This is a genomic window from Arcticibacter svalbardensis MN12-7 (genome assembly GCF_000403135.1).
In the GTDB taxonomy this organism is placed as follows: domain Bacteria; phylum Bacteroidota; class Bacteroidia; order Sphingobacteriales; family Sphingobacteriaceae; genus Arcticibacter; species Arcticibacter svalbardensis.
Genome location: NZ_AQPN01000116.1, coordinates 38,326 through 58,310 on the forward strand (window position 1 = coordinate 38,326; position 19,985 = coordinate 58,310).

Annotated in this window: 22 protein-coding genes; 15 read left to right on the forward strand and 7 right to left on the reverse strand. The window is 37.6% G+C overall.

All coding sequences use genetic code 11. The features are described from left to right. Positions 1–25: 25 nt before the first annotated feature. The 9 genes from ADIARSV_RS16040 (at position 26) to ADIARSV_RS16075 (ending at position 7,936) form a co-directional block, all read left to right on the forward strand. Complete coding sequence (locus ADIARSV_RS16040; RefSeq protein WP_083936609.1) at positions 26–2,644, forward strand: outer membrane beta-barrel protein; 2,619 nt, start codon at positions 26–28, stop codon at positions 2,642–2,644. 443 nt (positions 2,645–3,087) lie between these two features. Next, complete coding sequence (arsB, locus tag ADIARSV_RS16045; RefSeq protein ID WP_016196673.1) at positions 3,088–4,164, forward strand: ACR3 family arsenite efflux transporter; 1,077 nt, start codon at positions 3,088–3,090, stop codon at positions 4,162–4,164. A 152-nt stretch (positions 4,165–4,316) separates the two neighbouring features. Then, entirely contained in the window at positions 4,317–4,628 is a 312-nt protein-coding gene (locus ADIARSV_RS22935; protein ID WP_016196674.1) for a metallophosphoesterase family protein, read from the forward strand. A 35-nt stretch (positions 4,629–4,663) separates the two neighbouring features. Further along, the gene (locus tag ADIARSV_RS22940; protein ID WP_262482253.1) at positions 4,664–5,053 is read left to right on the forward strand and encodes a metallophosphoesterase family protein; all 390 of its coding nucleotides are present in this window, start codon (positions 4,664–4,666) and stop codon (positions 5,051–5,053) included. A gap of 82 nt (positions 5,054–5,135) precedes the next feature. Then, positions 5,136–5,441, forward strand: coding sequence for an ArsR/SmtB family transcription factor (locus ADIARSV_RS16055; RefSeq protein WP_200864766.1), 306 nt, complete (start codon positions 5,136–5,138; stop codon positions 5,439–5,441). A gap of 71 nt (positions 5,442–5,512) precedes the next feature. Then, positions 5,513–5,749: a thioredoxin family protein gene (locus tag ADIARSV_RS16060; protein WP_016196677.1), complete on the forward strand. Its 237-nt coding sequence runs from the start codon at positions 5,513–5,515 to the stop codon at positions 5,747–5,749. Between the two features lie 54 nt (positions 5,750–5,803). Next, a complete protein-coding gene (locus ADIARSV_RS16065) occupies positions 5,804–6,781 on the forward strand; it encodes a permease (RefSeq protein WP_016196678.1) in 978 nt (325 codons plus the stop codon). A gap of 19 nt (positions 6,782–6,800) precedes the next feature. After that, on the forward strand, positions 6,801–7,211 hold the full coding sequence (locus tag ADIARSV_RS16070) for a nitrophenyl compound nitroreductase subunit ArsF family protein (protein WP_016196679.1): 411 nt from the start codon (positions 6,801–6,803) through the stop codon (positions 7,209–7,211). Between the two features lie 2 nt (positions 7,212–7,213). Next, entirely contained in the window at positions 7,214–7,936 is a 723-nt protein-coding gene (locus ADIARSV_RS16075) for an aromatic aminobenezylarsenical efflux permease ArsG family transporter (protein ID WP_016196680.1), read from the forward strand. Positions 7,937–8,039: 103 nt separating this feature from the next. On the opposite strand, the gene ADIARSV_RS16080 is transcribed toward ADIARSV_RS16075, so the two are convergent. Further along, positions 8,040–8,837, reverse strand: coding sequence for an MBL fold metallo-hydrolase (locus ADIARSV_RS16080; RefSeq protein WP_016196681.1), 798 nt, complete (start codon positions 8,835–8,837; stop codon positions 8,040–8,042). A gap of 83 nt (positions 8,838–8,920) precedes the next feature. On the opposite strand from ADIARSV_RS16080, the gene ADIARSV_RS16085 reads away from it, so the two are divergent. From ADIARSV_RS16085 to ADIARSV_RS16100, 4 genes are read left to right on the forward strand one after another with little or no spacing between them, the layout of a single operon-like run. Further along, positions 8,921–9,325, forward strand: a complete 405-nt coding sequence (locus ADIARSV_RS16085; RefSeq protein WP_016196682.1) for a DUF134 domain-containing protein — start codon at positions 8,921–8,923, stop codon at positions 9,323–9,325. After that, complete coding sequence (locus ADIARSV_RS16090; protein ID WP_016196683.1) at positions 9,322–9,663, forward strand: NifB/NifX family molybdenum-iron cluster-binding protein; 342 nt, start codon at positions 9,322–9,324, stop codon at positions 9,661–9,663. The genes ADIARSV_RS16085 and ADIARSV_RS16090 overlap by 4 nt, the downstream gene beginning before the upstream one ends. A gap of 2 nt (positions 9,664–9,665) precedes the next feature. Beyond that, the gene (locus ADIARSV_RS16095) at positions 9,666–10,055 is read left to right on the forward strand and encodes a NifB/NifX family molybdenum-iron cluster-binding protein (protein WP_016196684.1); all 390 of its coding nucleotides are present in this window, start codon (positions 9,666–9,668) and stop codon (positions 10,053–10,055) included. Further along, complete coding sequence (locus tag ADIARSV_RS16100) at positions 10,052–10,465, forward strand: acyl-CoA thioesterase (RefSeq protein WP_040300402.1); 414 nt, start codon at positions 10,052–10,054, stop codon at positions 10,463–10,465. The genes ADIARSV_RS16095 and ADIARSV_RS16100 overlap by 4 nt, the downstream gene beginning before the upstream one ends. 131 nt (positions 10,466–10,596) lie before the next feature. On the opposite strand, the gene ADIARSV_RS16105 is transcribed toward ADIARSV_RS16100, so the two are convergent. The 5 genes from ADIARSV_RS16105 to ADIARSV_RS16125 form a co-directional block, all read right to left on the reverse strand. Beyond that, entirely contained in the window at positions 10,597–10,803 is a 207-nt protein-coding gene (locus tag ADIARSV_RS16105; protein ID WP_016196686.1) for a YgaP family membrane protein, read from the reverse strand. 23 nt (positions 10,804–10,826) lie between these two features. Next, positions 10,827–14,030: an efflux RND transporter permease subunit gene (locus ADIARSV_RS16110; RefSeq protein ID WP_016196687.1), complete on the reverse strand. Its 3,204-nt coding sequence runs from the start codon at positions 14,028–14,030 to the stop codon at positions 10,827–10,829. A 5-nt stretch (positions 14,031–14,035) separates the two neighbouring features. Then, the gene (locus ADIARSV_RS16115) at positions 14,036–15,151 is read right to left on the reverse strand and encodes an efflux RND transporter periplasmic adaptor subunit (RefSeq protein ID WP_016196688.1); all 1,116 of its coding nucleotides are present in this window, start codon (positions 15,149–15,151) and stop codon (positions 14,036–14,038) included. Between the two features lie 9 nt (positions 15,152–15,160). Next, complete coding sequence (locus ADIARSV_RS16120) at positions 15,161–16,504, reverse strand: TolC family protein (RefSeq protein WP_016196689.1); 1,344 nt, start codon at positions 16,502–16,504, stop codon at positions 15,161–15,163. A 204-nt stretch (positions 16,505–16,708) separates the two neighbouring features. Next, positions 16,709–17,986: a hemolysin family protein gene (locus ADIARSV_RS16125; protein ID WP_016196690.1), complete on the reverse strand. Its 1,278-nt coding sequence runs from the start codon at positions 17,984–17,986 to the stop codon at positions 16,709–16,711. Positions 17,987–18,190: 204 nt separating this feature from the next. Between ADIARSV_RS16125 and ADIARSV_RS16130 the strand changes: the two genes are divergently transcribed. Continuing rightward, positions 18,191–18,937 (forward strand): Ig-like domain-containing protein, encoded by a 747-nt coding sequence (locus tag ADIARSV_RS16130; protein ID WP_016196691.1) that lies wholly within the window; start codon positions 18,191–18,193, stop codon positions 18,935–18,937. 162 nt (positions 18,938–19,099) lie between these two features. Continuing rightward, the gene (locus tag ADIARSV_RS22945) at positions 19,100–19,225 is read left to right on the forward strand and encodes a hypothetical protein (RefSeq protein WP_262482251.1); all 126 of its coding nucleotides are present in this window, start codon (positions 19,100–19,102) and stop codon (positions 19,223–19,225) included. Between the two features lie 14 nt (positions 19,226–19,239). On the opposite strand, the gene ADIARSV_RS16135 is transcribed toward ADIARSV_RS22945, so the two are convergent. Next, the gene (locus ADIARSV_RS16135; RefSeq protein WP_016196693.1) at positions 19,240–19,860 is read right to left on the reverse strand and encodes a Crp/Fnr family transcriptional regulator; all 621 of its coding nucleotides are present in this window, start codon (positions 19,858–19,860) and stop codon (positions 19,240–19,242) included. Positions 19,861–19,985: the final 125 nt, after the last annotated feature.

The following is a 19,985-nucleotide window of genomic DNA, read 5'->3' on the forward strand; positions in this document are numbered from 1 at the left end:
TACTCCTACTAATTCTTAAACCTAGATGAGTAAATTTCTCTTTTTTACATTCGTCATGCTGATTTATGGCTTCAGTACCTCAGCACAATCACAACGTTCCGTACATGGAGTAGTGCAGGATTCCTTAGGGATAACATTACCCGGATCATCCGTAAAACTAATTTCTAAATTAGATTCTATTTATACCGCAACTGATCAGAACGGAAAATTTTCATTTCCCACAATCAAATCATCCCAATTTACGCTTACCGTAAGCTCCATCAGCTTTAAAACGTTTATCCGGGAATACACAACAGACAAGAAAAAGAACACGGTTACACTTCCCATTATCCATTTGAAAGATTCTTTCAACCAATTGAACGAGGTCGTGATCAATGTCATCACTCCTGTGGTTATCAAGGAAGATACAGTACAATATGACGCCCGTGCATATCCTGTACGCGAAGGAGATGCTGTAGATGAAATAGTAAAACGCCTCCCCGGAATGGAAGTAGACAAAGATGGAAACGTGAAAGCACAAGGCGAACCCGTTACACGAATCCGTTTAAACGGAAAGGACTTTTTTGGTGATGAAGCCTCTGCGGCACTTCAAAACCTGCCTGCAGATATTGTAAAAAATATCCAATTAATAGATGACTATGGAGAAGAGGCAAACATCTCCGGAATTAAGAGTGGTGAGCCGCAAAAGATCATCAATATCAACACAAAAGAAGACAAAAGGAATGGTTATTTTGCTCGCGCAGAAGCGGGTATGGGTTCCGCAGACCGGTATAATGGCCGGATCAGAGCTAACCGTTTCAAGGAAGATCAGCAGGTTTCCTTAGATGTAACCAATAATAACACATCCCGAAGATCAAAAGGGACAACAGAAAATACAGCGGCAATGCTGAATTATCGTGATAACTGGGGAACGAAAGTAGAAAGTTACGGAAGCTACCGTTTTAGAAAGGATGACAATAATACATTAGAACAGAAAGTAACTGAAAGTGCATTTGAGGATTATACCCGCTATGAGTATGATAATAGTAACAACAATAGCAGAAATTTTGATCACGGATTATTCTGGAACCTGGAATACAGGCCCGATAGCGCCAATTACTTCAAACTAAAGCCCCGTGCCTCCTATCAATTGGGAAGTACATCAAGTACAGGATCAACCATTACAGAACTTTTATCAGCTAGATCATTGCGACAAAGAAATTCTGCAGCCTCATCCACTTCCTCATCCTTTGGCACCGAACTATATTACAACCACAAGTTTAGTAAAAAGGGTAGAAACCTGAGTATAAGCACAGAGATCAACAGCGCACATGGAGATAATTCCAGCGACCTCAAAAATGACTATACCAATACCGATTCAGTTGGGAATACTACTCTGGAAAAACAATATCAATATCGCAACAATAATAACAAGAATACCAATGCCCGCTTAAGAATGGCCTATATTGAACCATTCAACGATAGATCAATGATTGAGATCAACTATCAATGGAACCGCAGCTCTACTAAAACTGTCAGAAATACCATGGATCTGGATCCCGTAACTGCAGAACAGGTTTTAAATCAAAATCTAAGTAATGATTATAATTACCAGTTTATCACCAACCGTGCAGGACTGAATTTTCGCCATATTGATACCAAACTAAACTATTTTGCCGGAGTTGCTGTGATGCCTTCTGTGCTAAAAGGCCAGGATTTAACCAGGGATAACGAAACTTTAAAAAAGACATTGAACTGGATCCCAAGTGCCCGTCTTGTTTATAAATTCTCCAAAAAACAATCCTTTACCGCCCGCTATCATGGTCGAAGCAATCAACCCGGATTCCGTCAGCTGCAGCCCATTACAGATAATTCAAACATACAGAATGTGCTTGTCGGAAACCCGGATCTTAAACCTGAGTTTACAAATAGTTTAGGCATGGAGTATAAACAAACAGATTGGACGTCCGGATTTGTCATGAACTCACGTGTAGACTTCAACCAGACGAATAATAAAATTGTAACAACTAAAGTAATTATTCCCGATAGTATCAAGCAGATTTCTTCCTATATCAATACCGACGGTTTCTACAATGCCCGGGCGGAATACTCATTTGCCAAGCCCTTCTCGAACAGGCAATTTACGCTGACTTATTCTGGCGGATCAAACTTCAGCAATAACATTGCTTTCACTAACAATGACAGGATCACAGGTAAGAACCTCCAGTTAAACCAGGGACTGAAGTTCAGGTTAGACATTCAGGATAAAATGAATGCCGAAATAAACACCTCCTTTTCCTACAATCAAACCCGTTATAGTTCCGGATCGCTCTCAGACAGAGAAACCCGCACCTATAGCATGGGATTAGCAGGAAGAACCTATTTCCATAAGGATCTAACACTTGGGTATAACTTTTCCAAAGATTACAATACCGGGTTTAATGCTAATGCCACCAACCCTACCCTTTTAAATTTATACCTCGATTATCGTTTTTTAAAAGGCAATGCAGCTAATGTCCGTTTTCAAGGATACGACATCCTGAACCAGAATACCGCAATATCACGTGATGTTTTCGACAATGTAATAGTGGACTCTCAGAGCAACAGGCTTGCGCGGTACTTTATGCTTACGTTCCAGTATCGGTTACAACACTTCGGAAGCTAATCCCTTAATTTTCGAAATCAATTAACCGGTATTCGCTTTCGTAGAATATATCCGCTTAAGAACGGAGCATCATTTAAAATGTATTATTTATATGGTATTCGCTTTCTTCAAAGCAAATACGAACTAATAAAAATCTAGGTTAAGTCCGACTTAAAAGACCCTACAGTTGGACTTATACTGGATTCTTACTGCTGTCTTATTGGAATCTGTAATACAGAGATTACAGGAAAAATAAATTTCTAGTTTTTTCTATACGCGAGTTCTTTTACTATACTTGTGCGTCAAATTAGAGCTATAAAGGTTCATGATTTGATACCTACCAATTCGAAACAATAGACCTAATATTCAATCTTATACCCAATGGCCAGACTCCAATTATTAAAATGATTTGGAATGAATATTTATATATCGTAATATTGCAATGTACAATTATCCATTACATTATGTCTGCATCAAATTGCGCACCCGCAAGTGAAAGAAAAAAGTTAAGCTTTTTAGACCGTTACCTTACCCTTTGGATTTTTATGGCTATGGCTATTGGTGTGTCTATTGGGTTTTTTATTCCCTCCTCATCAGGCTTTATCAATTCTTTTTCCAGTGGCACAACCAATATTCCACTTGCGATAGGACTAATTTTAATGATGTATCCCCCATTAACAAAAGTAAAGTATGACAAGATGGGCGAGGTATTTAAAGATACCAAGGTATTAAGTGTATCGTTAGTCCTTAATTGGATAGTTGGTCCATTATTGATGTTCTTTTTGGCCATCACATTTTTGAGGGACTATCCTGAATATATGGTTGGCTTAATCCTGATCGGTTTGGCACGATGTATTGCAATGGTAGTAGTCTGGAACGAACTTGCAGAAGGAAACAGGGAATATGCAGCTGGATTGATTGCTTTGAACAGCATTTTTCAGGTCTTGTTCTACAGCGTATTCGCCTACATCTTTATCACTATACTTCCACCCTATTTTGGTCTACAGGCATTAGACGTCAATATTACGATTGCTGAAATAGCAAAAAGTGTAGGGATTTATCTTGGAATTCCTTTCGCCATGGGTATAATCAGCAGATTTACATTGATTGCGCTGAAAGGAGAAGATTGGTTTCAAAACAAATTTATACCCTTTATTTCACCCATTACACTTGTGGCTCTGCTTTTTACCATAGTGGTGATGTTTAGTTTGAAGGGAGAATTAATCGTACAAATTCCTATGGACGTAGTAAGGATCGCCATTCCGCTTGTAGTATATTTTTCAATTATGTTTGTGCTTAGTTTCTTTGCTGGAAGATATTTTGGCGCCGATTATTCTAAGAGTGCTTCAATTGCCTTTACCGCAACAGGAAATAATTTCGAATTGGCTATAGCAGTCGCTATTGGGGTATTTGGAATTAACTCAGGACAAGCCTTTGCAGGAGTAATCGGGCCTTTGGTTGAAGTGCCAGCTTTGATTGCGTTAGTGAATCTGGCTTTCTGGTTTAGAAAGAAATATTTTAAAACTGCGCCTATCGTCTAAATTAAAATCAGAAATTATACTTACACCTTTTAGTTGGCTAGGGTATCTGTATAGGCTTCGTTCTGCTAGCTTAATCAGATATAGCCGTAAAGCAAGAAATACAATTAGTATAATTGCCTGAATCAGTTGTACAATGAATTAAAATTAACGATATGAAAATTGCTCTTTTCTCTGATATACATGCTAATATTCTTGCCTTTGAAGCCATGTTGCTGGATATGGACAGCCAAAAGCCTGATACTGCTTATTGCCTTGGTGATTTAGTAGGTTATAATATATGGCCCAATGAAGTTATTGCAGAGATCCGCAGACGTGGAATAGCTACATTGATGGGTAATCACGATGAGAAGGTTGAAAAGATAACCACAACAGCACAGAGTCTGCAGGAGCAAGGAAAAGACTATGCGTATCACCTGATAGATCAGGCAGGCAGAACATATTTAAAACCCTTCCTGCACATATAAGATTAGAATACAGGTTAAGCAATGGTCAGATAAATCTGGTATTTACTCATGGAAGTACCAGAAAGATAGATGAATATGTTTTGGAGGATACAGATGAAAATGATGTCCTGGATATGATGCAGGAAGCAAATGCAGATTTACTTTTCGTTGGTCATTCTCACAAACCTTATCACCGGATCCTGAAAACTACTGATGGAAGGTTCAAACATATCATTAATCTTGGCTCGGTAGGAAAACCAAAAGATAAAGATCAAAGGGCTTGTTATGTTTTGTTAACAATTCATGCAAACAGTTCGGTATGGGAAAAAGATAGCATCCACGTTGAATTTAGAAGAATTGAATACGATGTGGAAACAGCTGCAAAGGCCATCGAATCCAGTCCTCTACCTAATGAATTTGCTAAAGCCCTAAGGCTGGCAAAATAAAAACGTACATCGATACTATTAAAGATAATAATAAACCGATAAAGATTATTATTCGTATATTTACGAACAGCTAAAAATAAAAATGCCCATAATTAGTAAGTCCGATTATTTCACTAAAGAGCAAGAGCAAACAGCAAGGTTTGCTAAAGCACTGGGGCATCCTATAAGAATAGCCATTTTACAATTGTTAGATTCGAAATCTTGTTGTTATCATGGTGATATGGTAGAAGAACTTCCAATTGCAAAGTCAACTTTGTCTCAGCACCTGAAAGAACTTAAAAATGCTGGACTCATTCAAGGCAACATTACTCCTCCCACAATTAAATACTGTATTAATCACCCAAATTGGGAACTGGCTAAAAAATTATTGAACAATATATTGAAATAGATTTTTTTTGATTGCCATGTTCGTCGTTTTGCGAACTACGAACATTGCCTAACTTTATAAATTATTAGACTATGAAACAGATAAAAGTATTGGGTCCGGGTTGTGCAAAATGCAAAACCACCTACAACAATGTGCTAGAAGCTTTGAAGCAAACAAGTATTGAAGCGGAAGTAATTAAGATTGACGACATTGAAGAAATGATAAAGTACAATGTACTTACCACACCTGTCTTGCTAATTGATGATAAAATCGTTGTAAAAGGTCGGGTAGCTGAAGTCAATGAAATAAAAAACATATTACTACAATAAACTGAACCTGAAAGCAATTTTTAATAGAAATGAAATTCATTACCCTTATTAATCATGTTTGACTGGTTACAAGACTTTGCAGACTGGCTTATTTATGCAGTCCTTGGCATATCGGCTCAAAGCCATTTGGGCGAGGCTTTAGACTTCTTTGTCCTTGACACGATCAAGATCTTCATTCTGTTGATATTCATCACCCTATTCATGGGCATTATCAATTCTTATTTCCCCATTGAAAAGGTCAGAGATTTTTTAACTAAACGGAAATGGTATGGCCTGGATTATTTTGTGGCCTCATTATTTGGAACAGTCACACCATTTTGTTCTTGCTCTTCCGTACCCTTATTTATCGGATTTGTAAAAGGCGGTATTCCCCTTGGAGTAACTTTAGCTTTTCTTATTTCTTCGCCATTGGTTGACGCTGTTACCGTTGCCATGTTTATTGGCATGTTCGGTTGGAAGACTACCCTGATTTATGTGGTAAGTGGCATTATTTTATCCATGATTGCAGGGTTTGTACTTGGTAAGATGAAACTGGAATCCCTGATGACTGATTGGGTGAAAGAATTATTAAAAAACAAACAGATAGCCGATAAAGAACAGGATGAAACGCACTTAAGCTTTATCCAGCGGTTTCCAGCCATTATCAAAGATTCATTAGGGATTGTTAAAGGCGTTTCTTTGTACATAGTTGGTGGTATTGCAATTGGAGGCCTAATGCACGGTTTTATTCCCACTGGATTCTTCGAAGCTTATATCAGTAAAGAAAATCCTTTTGCCGTACCGCTTGCAGTAATTATAGGCGTACCGATGTACAGTAATACAGCTGCAATACTACCTATCATGCAGGTTTTGGTAGCAAAGGGCATTCCATTGGGAACAGCTATTGCTTTTTCCATGGCAGTTGTGGGGCTATCCATTCCTGAAGGACTTTTACTAAAAAAAGTGATGTCAACTAAAATGCTTCTCATCTTCTTTGCGGTCGTAACTATTTGTATTATCATCTCAGGCTATTTATTCAATATCATTCTATAAACCTTTAGAAATTACTATTATGAAGAATTTAAGTGTTACCATGTTTGCTATAGTTGCATTTTTGCTTGTTTCTTATACGATAAAAGCACAACAAAAAAAACAACCAGTTGCTGTAAAAAAAGCAACTATCGAAGTGATTCAGTTTCATTCAGAGTATCGTTGTATGACCTGTCATAAAATTGAAGACCTCACTAAGGCCACCTTGGCCAGTAGTTTTAAGACCATCCCTTTCAGGTTAATCAATGTAAGTGACAAGAGCAATGCAAAAATGGCGAATCAGTTTGAGGCTGCTGGTACTGCCTTATTTTTATACAATCCATCAACAGGTAAAAAACAAGACCTGACCAGTTTTGCCTTTATGAAAGCTGGAAATAAAAAAGCATTTGAAGCAGAACTTAAAAAATATATAACGGAATTCATTAAAGGTTAATAATGGATTGGTTAAATAACCTGGCACAAAATGGGGACACGCCTATATTTGCCGCTTTTGGCTTGGGCTTGTTAACGGCAATCAGTCCTTGCCCTTTAGCAACCAATATTACTGCGACCGCATATATCGCTAAAACCATTACCAGTAAACGCAAAATGCTGCTTAGCGGATTATTATACACCTTGGGTAGAATGTTTACCTACACCATATTAGGAGCTTTAATTTATTTTGGAGCCAGTAAGTTTCAGGTAGCAAAATTATTCCAAGGTAATGCAGAAAAGTTTATTGGTCCGGTCATGATATTGATCGGGCTGATTATGCTGGATGTCATTACACTAAATTTTCTATCAAAGGGCAATTTAACGCAAAAACTCTCCGATAAATTTAAAGACAAAGGGATGCTAGGGTCTTTTCTACTAGGGTTGGTATTTGCTTTGGCTTTCTGTCCCTATAGCGGTGCTTTATTTTTCGCCATGCTTATCCCAATGACTTTATCCGCTTCAGCAGGTATGGCATTACCCGTTGTATTTTCAATAGGCACAGGCTTGCCTGTTATTTTCTTTGCTTACGTAATTGCTTTTAGCATCGGAAAATTGGGCAATTATTTTAAAGCCATACAAAAAGCAGAAAAAGTGATGCGTATGGGGGCAGGTATCACATTTTTAATAGTAGGCCTGTATTACCTGAATATTTATCTTAAAATAATTAATTTAAGCCCATACTAGATCATTTAGTTTATTGAAGGATCTGAAAGCAATATCCTTTAGCTGTAGTTTGAAAAAGAAGACCGGATAATTTGTTTATCGTCCTTTTCTTTATGATAAGGAACTAAAGAAAAATTTCCCTTCCTGTCTGATTATAAAAGACATGTCCCTTACATTGATTTTTTAAGATGACATAGCTGTCTATGCCCGTACAATGGCATACGAAGATGTCATCAATATTCATTTCATTAAAGTAAGCGGATATGTTTTCTGCATCAGCCGTTTTCGCATTTTTTAAATGTAGGCCACCTATAACTCTTTGCACTGGAAGGTGAAATAAATCAGACGCACTTTTAATGATATTGGAAATTCCCCGATGTGAACAACTACTTACAATAGTTAGCTTTCCATTGTTGATTAGAGTTAAGAATAATTCATCCTCGAAAGTGTCGGGGTACCTGCCCTGCTCATCTACAATGCTCATATCATGAAAATGAACGTCATGAGGATAATGGATTTTGATTTCAGGAACTATAAATAATCCTTCATCCAGCTCGGTTAAGTGATCGATATAATGAACTCTTTCTGATGATGAAAGTAGTGCAGCATCTATCCCTATATATCTTTCTCCGTGATACTTCTTCAATAGCGCTTCTCTTTTCAGGTAAATTGGGGCATGGTCATTTTCCTGAAGGAAGTACTTAAGTCCTCCGGTGTGGTCATAGTGGCCATGACTTAAAACCAAGGCATCAACCTCTGTGATAGAGATCCCCAGTTGCTTTGCATTTTTTAAAAAAACAGCAGTCTGACCACAGTCAAAAAGGATCTTTTTATTTTCTGATTCAATATAGAAAGATAAACCATGTTCGGCAAGTAGACCTGATCTGTCGGTCATATTTTCAATAAGCGTAACTATTCTCATTTGTACATATTAATAATAATGAGCAAATGTTCAAAATAATATTTGCATTATGAGCATTTGTTCATTATTATTGTATAATTAATATGGCAAGGTTAAAGAAATCAAGGGTAATACAAAGGGCTCCATCATTTTTAGGTTTTAAGCCCTTCGGGGTTCAAAAACTTTCAGGTGAGGATGTGATCCTTCATCTGGAAGAATATGAATCTGTTAAACTTTGTGATTATGAAAACCTTACGCATGAGCAGGCAGCTAAAATCATGAATGTATCGCGGCCTACTTTCTCTAGAGTGTATCAAAGCGCAAGAAATAAAATTGCAAAGGCATTTGTTGAAGCGTCAAGCATTCTTTTGGAAGGAGGAAATTCAGTAGTCGGTATCCTGTGGTATTCCTGTCCTGTGTGCGAGCTTAACTTTTCTTCTATTATAGATGAACAGCCTGTCTGCCCCTTTTGCCTTTCAGAACATGTATGTAAAGTTGACGAACAATGATTATAGGAATAGCCATTCAGGAGAATGTATTATACTCGCGGATACATAGACAATTTGGCCGATGTCCCTGGTTTGCCATTTATGACAGCAGTTCTGATGAACTTACGTATGTAAAAAATGCGGAACAGGATAGTGTGAAAGATGCAGGATTAAACGTTGCTTCTATGCTGATAGCAGAGGGGGTTACTAAAGTAGTGGCTGGTCGTTTTGGTATCCTGACAGCAGATTATTTAAGAGAGCAACGAGTGCAAATGATTATTCCACTGAAGGATGAAATGACACTGGAAGGTCTTCTGGAAAATATTAATCCGGCTAGAGTAAGTAAACAAAAATTATAGATATGAAAATAGCAGTTGCAGTTTTAGGAACTACGGTTTCTGAGCATTTTGGAAGTGCAGAATCAATCAGGATATTTAACCTGGATGCTGAGAACAATATTACAGAGACTGAAACGATACAGGGTTCAGGTGAATGTGGATGTAAATCAGGAATGGCTGGAATTTTGGCAGAGCGGGGCGTAAAGGTATTACTAGCAGGAAATATGGGTGGAGGATCACATACGCTGTTGGAGCGAAATCATATAGTAGTTTATAGGGGCTGTTCAGGCGAGGTGGCGTTAGTATTGGATAATTTCCTTAACGGTAGCTTAACTGATCAGGGAGGTAACTGTGCTGAACATGATGATCATCATCACCACGAAGGACATGAATGTAACCATCATCATCAATGATCACTTGTATAACTAAATTGAGGGTTCAATATTGCGATACAGACCAGATGGGGTTTGCTCATCACTCTAACTATGTGAAATATTTTGAGCTGGCCAGAATGGACTTGCTGCGAAATATAGGAATTTCCTATTTCTCTATTGAAGATGCAGGTTTTATCATGCCTGTAGTGGATGTTAGGATACACTATAATAATCCTGCTTTCTTTGATGATGAACTGGTGATTGAAACACAGCTTCCTGATCCAACGGGAGCAAAAGTTGTCTTTCATTATAAAGTACACAATCAAGAAGGAAAGCTGATCTGTCAGGGAGAAGTGGCACTTGCGTTTGCCAGTAAGGAGAGTAAAAAGGCTTGTCATCCTCCAGTTTTTTTTATGGATGCAGTTCATGGTGCTGAGGTTTCGGTTTAGTTATAGGTGCTAAGAAAATTTCCACATCCTGAGATGTTCAAAAAAAAGAATAATACTAAATCCTGAAGTATGGAAAGATTAGAGCGGCAACAATCTATATACGCTGGAACTTCTTTATTCCTTCAAACTTGTTACAAGGGACCATTTTCAGTATAAGAAGGAACTTTTAAGGCACAGAGTACTTTTTCTAAGGGACAAAAATTTGTAACAGAAGACTGAAGTAAATTAAACCCGATAAATGCAGCCAGCCATAGCCAGTTCGTGCTGATAGTGAGGGCCAATAAAGTGCTGATTAAAACAAGTGAGCCGGCAACGGCTCTGATAATACGTTCTCTCATTTTGATATTTTTAATAGTTAAAATTATTGAATTGTTTTCCTCATCATTTTATAATATAGAAGGGGAACAACAAGCAGGGTGAGAAATGTGGATGTAATCGTCCCTCCCATCAAGGATATCGCTAAGCCTTGAAAGATAGGATCAAATAATATAATTACTGCACCCAGGGCAACTGCTCCGGCTGTTAATAGGATTGGCGTAGTCCTAACTGCTCCCGCCTCGATTATGGCTTGCTTTAACGGAACACCCTCCTTTAAACGAATATTGGTAAAGTCAATTAATAAAATGGAATTTCGAACCATCACTCCTGCTAGTGCAATAAAGCCGATCATAGATGTTGCTGTAAAATACGCATTGAACATCCAGTGACCTAAAACAATGCCAATTAATGATAATGGAATAGCGGCCAGCATAACTAAGGGTACTGTAAAGTTTTGAAACCAACCTACAATTAAAATATATATCATGATGATTACCACCGCAAAGGCAATCCCCAGATCACGGAATACTTCATACGTAATTTGCCATTCGCCATCCCATTTTAAGCTGTAATTATCTTCCATCTCTGGTGGATGGGTATACTCTTCATTTAGTGAATAACCTTTAGGTACTTTCACTGATCCTAGCTGATCTGAGATTGCAGAGATCGCATAGGAAGGACTTTCCAGGTCACCAGCCATATCTGCTAACACATAAACAACCTCTTTCTGATTTTTACGATATATACTTTTTTCTTTGATTCGCTTTGTTACAGTAATCAAATCTTTAATTGGAACCGCATTGCCTGCTATACCAATTACATTCAGGTCAAGTATATCGTCTAAGCTTGATTTATCTGCATCGCTCAATTGTAAGCGAATAGCGGTTTGATTGAATGAAGAAGGTTGTGCTATATTTCCTACTGTCATGCCAGATAAAGCTCCGTTAACGGTTGCCACGATTTGTGCGGTAGCGATGCCATAATGCATGGCCTTTTCTTTGTTCACTTCAAAATTATACTCCGGCTGATCTGCTTCAACCATCCAGTCTACATCTACCACATCATTGGTATGATTAACTATACCTTTCAGTTGATCGGCAATTTTGATTTGCTCTTTATAATTGGGGCCATAAATTTCTGCTACCAGCGTGGACAGTACTGGAGGACCTGGTGGCACTTCTACAATTTTAACATTGGCATTATATTTTTTAGCGATCTTTTGTATCGGGATCCGCATCTCTTTAGCAATAGCATGGCTTTGCAAACTACGGTCTTCTTTAGCGACAAGGTTTACTTGTATATCAGCCACATTATTGCCCCGTCTTAAATCGTAGTGACGTACTAATCCGTTAAAGCTAATAGGTGCAGATGTGCCGATATAAGACTGATAGCTAGTCACTAGAGGCTGACTGGAAACATAACTGGCAATATCCTTTGCTACAGCTTGTGTTTTCTCTAAAGTTGTTCCCTCAGGCATATCAATGATGACCTGAAATTCATTTTTATTGTCAAAGGGCAGCATTTTTACCGCAACGGCTTTAGTGTAAAACATGGAAAGTGTAAGCAGTAATACCGCCACGATACTCAGGATAGTAGTCCATCGTTTTTTACGAGATTCCAATAGCGGCGAAATAAAAGAACGGTAGATCTTATAAATGCGCGAATCTTCTAATACTTCCGCTTTGCTTTCTTCATGAACAGCACCCTTTTTTTCTTTTTCACGAAGGAATATATAACCCAGATAAGGGGTTAGCGTTAATGCGACAATCAGTGATAAAAGCATGGCTATGGAGGCACCAATTGGCATCGGGCTCATATAAGGACCCATCATACCTGATACAAAAGCCATAGGCAATACCGCAGCGATTACGGTGAATGTGGCCAATATAGTGGGGTTACCAACTTCATTTATAGCGTAGATGGCTGCCTTTAATGGTGGGAGCTTTTTCATTTTAAAATGCCGGTGCATGTTTTCCGCTATGATAATAGAATCGTCAACCACAATACCCGTGATAAATACCAAGGCAAAGAGGGTAATTCGGTTCAGCGTATAATCCATGAAATAATAGGCAAACAAGGTCAGGGCGAATGTTACCGGAACGGATAAAAACACAACCAATCCTCCCCGCCATCCCATAGCGAGCATGACAAACAGCGTAACAACGACAATAGCTATAAACAAATGGAATAACAATTCAGATACTTTATCAGATGCTGTTTCCCCATAGTTCCTTGTCACCGTTAGATGCACATCATCAGGTAAAAGTTCCTTTTTAAGATGTTCAACTTTATTCAGGATCTGTTCAGAAAGCTTCATGGCATCTGCACCTTTCTTCTTGGCAACAGACAAGGTTATAGCCGGGTAATTTGATTTAAACGCCTGAGCATTTTTAGCATCGGCCTTTCCATAACCAAATAAAACATATTGATTGGGAGTTTCAGCACCTTCCTCTACATGAGCGATTTGCTTTAGATAAACAGGTTGTTCCTGGTTAATGCCTACAACCAAATTGGCCACGTCATCTGAGCTACTTAAAAAATTGCCGGTTTCAACTGAAAATGCGGTATCATGCATTAAAAGGTCGCCACTATGCAGTTGTAGATTGCTTCCCTGAATCTGTTTGCTGAGGGATAAAAAATCAACACGGTTTGCGGCCATCTTATTTTTATCCAGTACTACTTTTATCTCCCGGCTACGACCACCTAAAACAGTGATATCCGAAACATCAGGAATTTTCTTAATTTCATTGTTCAGTTGCTGCCCGATTTGTTTCAGCTGATAATCATCTACTTTATCGCTCCATAATGTTAAACCAAGTACCGGTACATCATCTATGGCTCTGGTCTTGATCAATGGAAGTGTCACCCCCTGAGGCATTTTATCCATATTTTTCATCAGCTCACTATAAAGCTTCACCAGAGAGCGTTCAACATCTTCGCCCACATAAAACTGGACGATCAGCATTGCCTGTCCCTGCATGGAAGTAGAATACACATATTCTACACCTTTAACATTAGAGATCATTTTTTCTAAAGGGGCAGACACTTTAGTCTCTACATCTTTAGGAGAGGCGCCAGAATAACCGATAAATATATCCGCCATCGGTACCTGTATCTGAGGTTCTTCCTCACGAGGTATTAAAAAAGTACTGTAGCCACCTATCAATAAAAAAGCAAACATGAGCAATATGGTGAGTTTAGACTGTAAAAATGCCTTTGCTATGTTTCCAGAAAATCCGTTTTTCATCTGATCTAATTATTTACTTTGATTGCAGAACCATTGAATAAGCGGCCATCTGCACTACTGATATATTTCTCCCCGGGAGCCAATCCGCTTAATACTTCTACTTGATTTCCTGTTGTTTTTCCAAGTCGCACCCAACGCAAGAGAGCTGTATTGCTACTACTAATTGTATATAAACCTGTCAGCTGATCTTTATTTTCAATACAGGAGAGCGGAACCATTACCCTAACATCTTTTACCTGGGCGGTATTTTTTACAGCAATAGATACATTGGCATACATGCCTGCATACAAACCTTGCTTTTTTTGATCAGGGATCTGCACCTTGACTACATATTGGCCACCAGTAAATTGTGATGATTGATTAATCTGGCTAATTGTTCCTGCAATTACCTTATTTGCCGCTTGGATACTGATAGTAGCTGCTTCTCCTTGATGAATTTGGCTAATTACATTTTCAGGAACAGATGCACTAACCTGGTAACTTCCGTTTTGCTCAATGGTTAATAGGGGCATTCCAGGACTAGCCATACTACCTTCATCAGCTAACTTCTGTGTTATAATGCCTGCAAAGGGAGCTGTTAAGTTGGTATACTTGAGCATGGCATTGACTTCATTACGCATTTGCTTTGCGCCCTCCAGTCTTGATTTTGCAGCCAAGTATTGGAGCGTTACATTGTCAAGCTCCTTTGCAGATGCACTTTGCTGTTTGTATAATGCAGTAAAACGTTCATGATCTTTTTGTGCGTTTTTAAATGCAGCTTCTGCTTCAGCAATCATCGCAGTCGTTTGTCCCTTTTTAGCCTGGATATCCTGATTGCTGATTGTTACCAGTAACTGACCCTTACTCACCTGATCACCCACCTTTACGTTCAGCTTAGTGATATACCCCATCACCCTTGTACTGATATTTGCGGATTGGACTGCCTCAACCTGACCGCTTACTTGTATGGAATTTTGCTGTCCGGCAGATGATGATGAAGATCCAACAGTTACCTGTATCGCCATTCCTGAATCTTTTTTTTCTGCTAATTCCTTATCGCTAGAAGAGCAGGCGCCAAGTAGCAATAATCCTGTACCAATGCAAACTACTGCAGTCTGGTTTAATTTAATTCTTATATTCATGTAAATAGTTTATTTAGTAGTGGATGTAGTTAAAAATTGGACGTATGCTTTAGTCACATTAGACGTAAAGACAGCTTGTGCTAAATCAAATTTCTGTTGTGAGAGTTGAGATTCTGCCATCAACACATCTGTAGTGTTTTCCAGTCCCTGCTGATAGCGGTTTTGTAAAATCCGTAAAGCTTCTGAAGATTGTTCAATTGAGGCCATTAGCTGAAGGATTTCGTATTTGGCATCTGCCAGGGCCCGGAGAGACTTATCCAAATCCAACTGACTTTGTTCCTTTTGCTGAGCGAGTTGGATGCTGAGCTTATCACGCTCTAACCTTTGCGCCACAATGGTGTTTTTAGTCTTGCCCCCTTTAAAGATGTCCCATGATAGTTGCAGTCCCGCAAAATAAGAATGTGCTCCAAAACCAGTGAGCTGACTGTCATTATACTGATAATTGCCAAAAGCATTCAACTTTGGCAGGTAACTCATCCGGGTTGATTTAATCATCAGATTGGAAGATTCAATCGCTTTTTGCATGGCCATAAAATCTGCTCTTGAAGAATCAATTTGTTGATTTGTATTACTTTCCTGTATTTGATCGTTAGATTGGGAACTGGTTTTGTAGATCAATCCCGTTTTTTTGCCCATTAATAAACTAAGGTAATCCGAGGCGTTACTGATTCCACTTTTAGATTTGGAAAGGTTGCTTTCCAACGTTGTAACATGAACCCGAGCATTCAACACATCTGTTTTTTGGATTAGACCCTGTTTGAAATGATTATCAGTAAAGTTGTAAACAGATTTTACAGTTTTCAATGCATCCTCTAAAACTCGGGAAGCCTCAAACGCTAATTGCAGTTGCAGGTAGGCCTTTTGCACTTCAAAAGTTAAGTATTCTTTCGTACGAAGTGTTTTGAACTTATAAAGCACTGTTTGTTTTTCTGCCCCTTTTCTTTTGTACAGTAAATCCAGATTGATCAGGGGTTGCTGTACTTCGAGCTTACCCATAAAATCAGTGGTACCGGAAGGATGATTTAGCAAGTCGGGATTGAAATCGTTTTGTGTAATGGTTCTTTGTTGCAGATTAAAACCAAAAGCGTTAAGTGGATTATCTGTGCTCATTGCGGAATAAGACGCAGTAACCTGAGGCAAAAAAATAGCTTGAGTTTGTTTATATTTAGCTAAAGCAATATTTTCATCCAGCTCAGATGTTTGAAGATCTTTATTTGCAGCTAATGCAGCAGTAATGGCTTCATTTAAGCTTAAATTTGTAGTGATTTCCTGTGCTGTAGTTTTTGTACTGAACGCATTTGAAAGCACAATACAGATAACAGCTACCAGATTCAAATATTTTTTTCTGTTCATTAACTTATATTTGAAACAAAAGTACCTTGCTTATAAGATGGAATCAGTAACATATGTTACTTAGGCTTCCAGAGCTTAAAGAAGAGTAAGAAAGGTTTCAAATACAGAGATTACTAGCGTGTTAAGAGAAAATCTTTAACCGACGTTTTTATCAGAAGGGTAAATGCGAAGGAGCTGGTGTATACTAACCCATTAAGAACATTACTATAGAACTTTAGTAATCATTATTTTATCAATACGGGTTCCATCCATATCCACAACTTCTAAATCAAACTTATTCCATCTGATCGTTTCACCTGTTACCGGATAATGATGAAGATTTTCCAAGATCAATCCTCCCAAAGTGGTAAATCCTTCGGGATCTTTTTCGTCTCTTATACCAAAGTAGTTTATGAATTCATAATAAGGATATTGGCCATCAGCTAACCAGGAGGTGTCATTACGTTGAATGATTTCTAAATCATCCACTTTTACATCGGTAGACATGTCACCTAAAAGCTCCTCCACGACATCCGTTATCGAAAGCGCACCTTGTATGGATCCATATTCATCTACTACAATAACCATATGAATTCTATTTTTCTTGAACTTTTCAAGAACTTTATAGGCAGGCATATTTTCTTGTACGTATTGTGGCTTTTCTATAATGCTATTCAAGTCGAAGTTGGATCCTGAAAAGCTTGATGTAAAAATATCATTTACTGATACAAGTCCTATCAGGATATCAGGAGACTTATTAATTATTGGATATATAGTATGAGGATTTGCTTCAATTTTACTTTTTATTTCTGCGATATCGTCATTTATGTCTAAAAATGTTAATTCGGAACGATGCGTCATGAGTTCACCTGCTTTCCGGTCTCCTAATGCAAATACCCGGTTGACTATATCCTCTTCAATTTCCTGGATTTCCCCGACACTGGTACTATCCGCAATAATTGATTTAATTTCTTCCTCAGTTATAATTCCATCCTGCTTTTCCCTAATACCTATAACCCCCAGAACTAATTCGCTACTTTTTGCTAAGAGCCATATAAAAGGTTTAGTAATTGCGGAAAGAATATTCATGGGACTGGCAACCAGCATAGATATAGATTCCGGAAATGCCAATCCTATCCGTTTAGGAATTAATTCACCAAATACGATAGAAAAATAGGTGATAATGAATACGATAAAAATTACGGAAAGCGTATGAGCGTAAGGAGCCAAAAATGGAATTTGGTTTAAGTAGAAGATAAATTCAGCAGTTAATTTTTCACCACTAAAAATACCGGTTAGAATTCCTATAAGAGTAATACCTAATTGAATTGTAGACAAAAATGTATTCGGGTTACCTGCAAGTTCAAGTGCTTTGCGTGCATTTTTATTCCCTTTGTTTGCCGCACTCTCTAATGTAAATCTCCGGGAGGACACCAATGCGATCTCACTCATGGAAAAAACGCCATTTAGTATGATCAGCAAAGCAATTATTAAAATTTCCATCTTCAAAAGTACGGTTATGAATGGTAAAAATGGGTAAAACCCATTTAAAGCGTATATCAATATAAGGATGCTATCAAAAAGACAGCATTCATCTGATGATCTTGTTTTGTATTTGGTATAGTTGGTATGTTTATTGCATAAATTGATTAACCTTAATCAAACAATGACACCGGCAAAAAAAAGCCAATATTAATTTCTTAAATAATGAAAAATCTCTCACTCTTATTATTACCACTAATATTACTTGTATCCTGTACCAAAGATGACCTTACACCTACTATAGTAATTGACAAAAAAGCAGTTGAATTAAAGTATGATGGTCAGTATCAATTCAAAATATCCCATGGTTCAGAAAGTATTGATGCTTCTTCATTAATTTGGACATCAAGCGATGAAACTGTAGGAACAGTAAGTTCATTAGGATTATTCGAAGCCAATAGAATAGGTACTACAACAATTAAAGCAAAGGGTACTGGCATAAATGTATCCTCTGAAATAACCATTACTCCTTATAGTACATTATTTAATGAGCCTGTTTTGGGTTTCGGTGAGACCCTGCCCTACATAAAAAGCAAAGAAGCTAGAACTTTAAATACTGAAGTATCAGATGGTTTACTTTATAATGGAGAAAATTCTAAAATAAGAAATGTGATGTATCTTTTTGAAGGAAGTGTACTGAAAAGCTCTATTGTTTTACTTGCTAACACCGATGCTGTTTCAGCAGAGGCAGTTAGCTTTTTAATGGAAAGATATACTTACTTAGACGAAAGCAATGGTATTCATATATTTACTAATAATAAAGTTGCTGCGGGGTTAAGTAATGATGATAATTTAGGATTAAACATTATATACATAAAAAATACGTCTACATTTTCTAGTATTGCCGCAATAAAAAAAGCTTTTAATAATCAAATTAGTGGTGCAAAGATGAAAAAATTGAAGCTTAATTAATAGTTAATGTTGTTTTACGGATTGTAAAGATTGACTAACAGCATAAGTTGTGCCATTGATCTTTCTTCCCTTACTTGATGAATAAATTCCCCTAAAATACTATAACCGCTATTTCTAAGAACTCTAAATATAATTTAGTCCTATATGATGAAGTTTGATAACATGGAAAAACTTTCAGCTACTCAGTCAACCCGTTTAAGAAACATAGCCTTGTTTCTTTTAATGATCGTCTTAATTGTATTGGTTGCTCATGAAGGTTATGATTTTGGCCAGTGGCTGAAGAAGTAGCTTCATTTTTTATTTCAAAGGGATAAGATTTCAATCATATCCTTACAGTAGACTTTGCCTTTTGCAATGACCAGCTCCCCTTTGTCATGCATCACACGCATGGTTCGAATAACCGTTTCCACCCGTAAACCTGTCATATCTGCAATTTGCTGTCTGGTTAATTTGAGTTGAGTTCCATCCGTATAAAAGTTCTTGTTTTCGGATTTTAGATAATTTAGTAGAGTAGCAATTCGGTGTTCCGGACTATGAGAGGAAAAAGACTTAATAATTAAAAATTTAAATCGTAGTCTTTTAGCGAGCAATTTGGTAAAGGCCAAACTTATTTCACCATTTTCTTTGATCAGTTTAAGAAATTTGGATTTTGATAACCGTATCACTAAACTTTCTTCATCAGTGATGGCTGTTGCAGCATAAGTCCCATCATCAAAGATTGGAATTTCACCAAAAGATTCTCCTGGCTCAACAAGGGTGTGAATAAATTCCTTACCATCATTATCTACATTCACCCATCTGGCTTTACCACTTACCAGTTGATGATAATAGAAACATGACTGACCTTCAGCAAAAATCGTTTTCCCGATACCGAATTTTTTATATGTGGCTCCCCAAACCAGCAACAAGTTAATATCAATCATTATGTATAAAAGGTGATTTAAAACTATGAAAAAATAAAATGACTTAAATTTTCCTGTTATGTCAAGCTATATATACAGAAATCAATGTTTAATCGAGAATCAGGCATATGTGCCTGCACACTCAA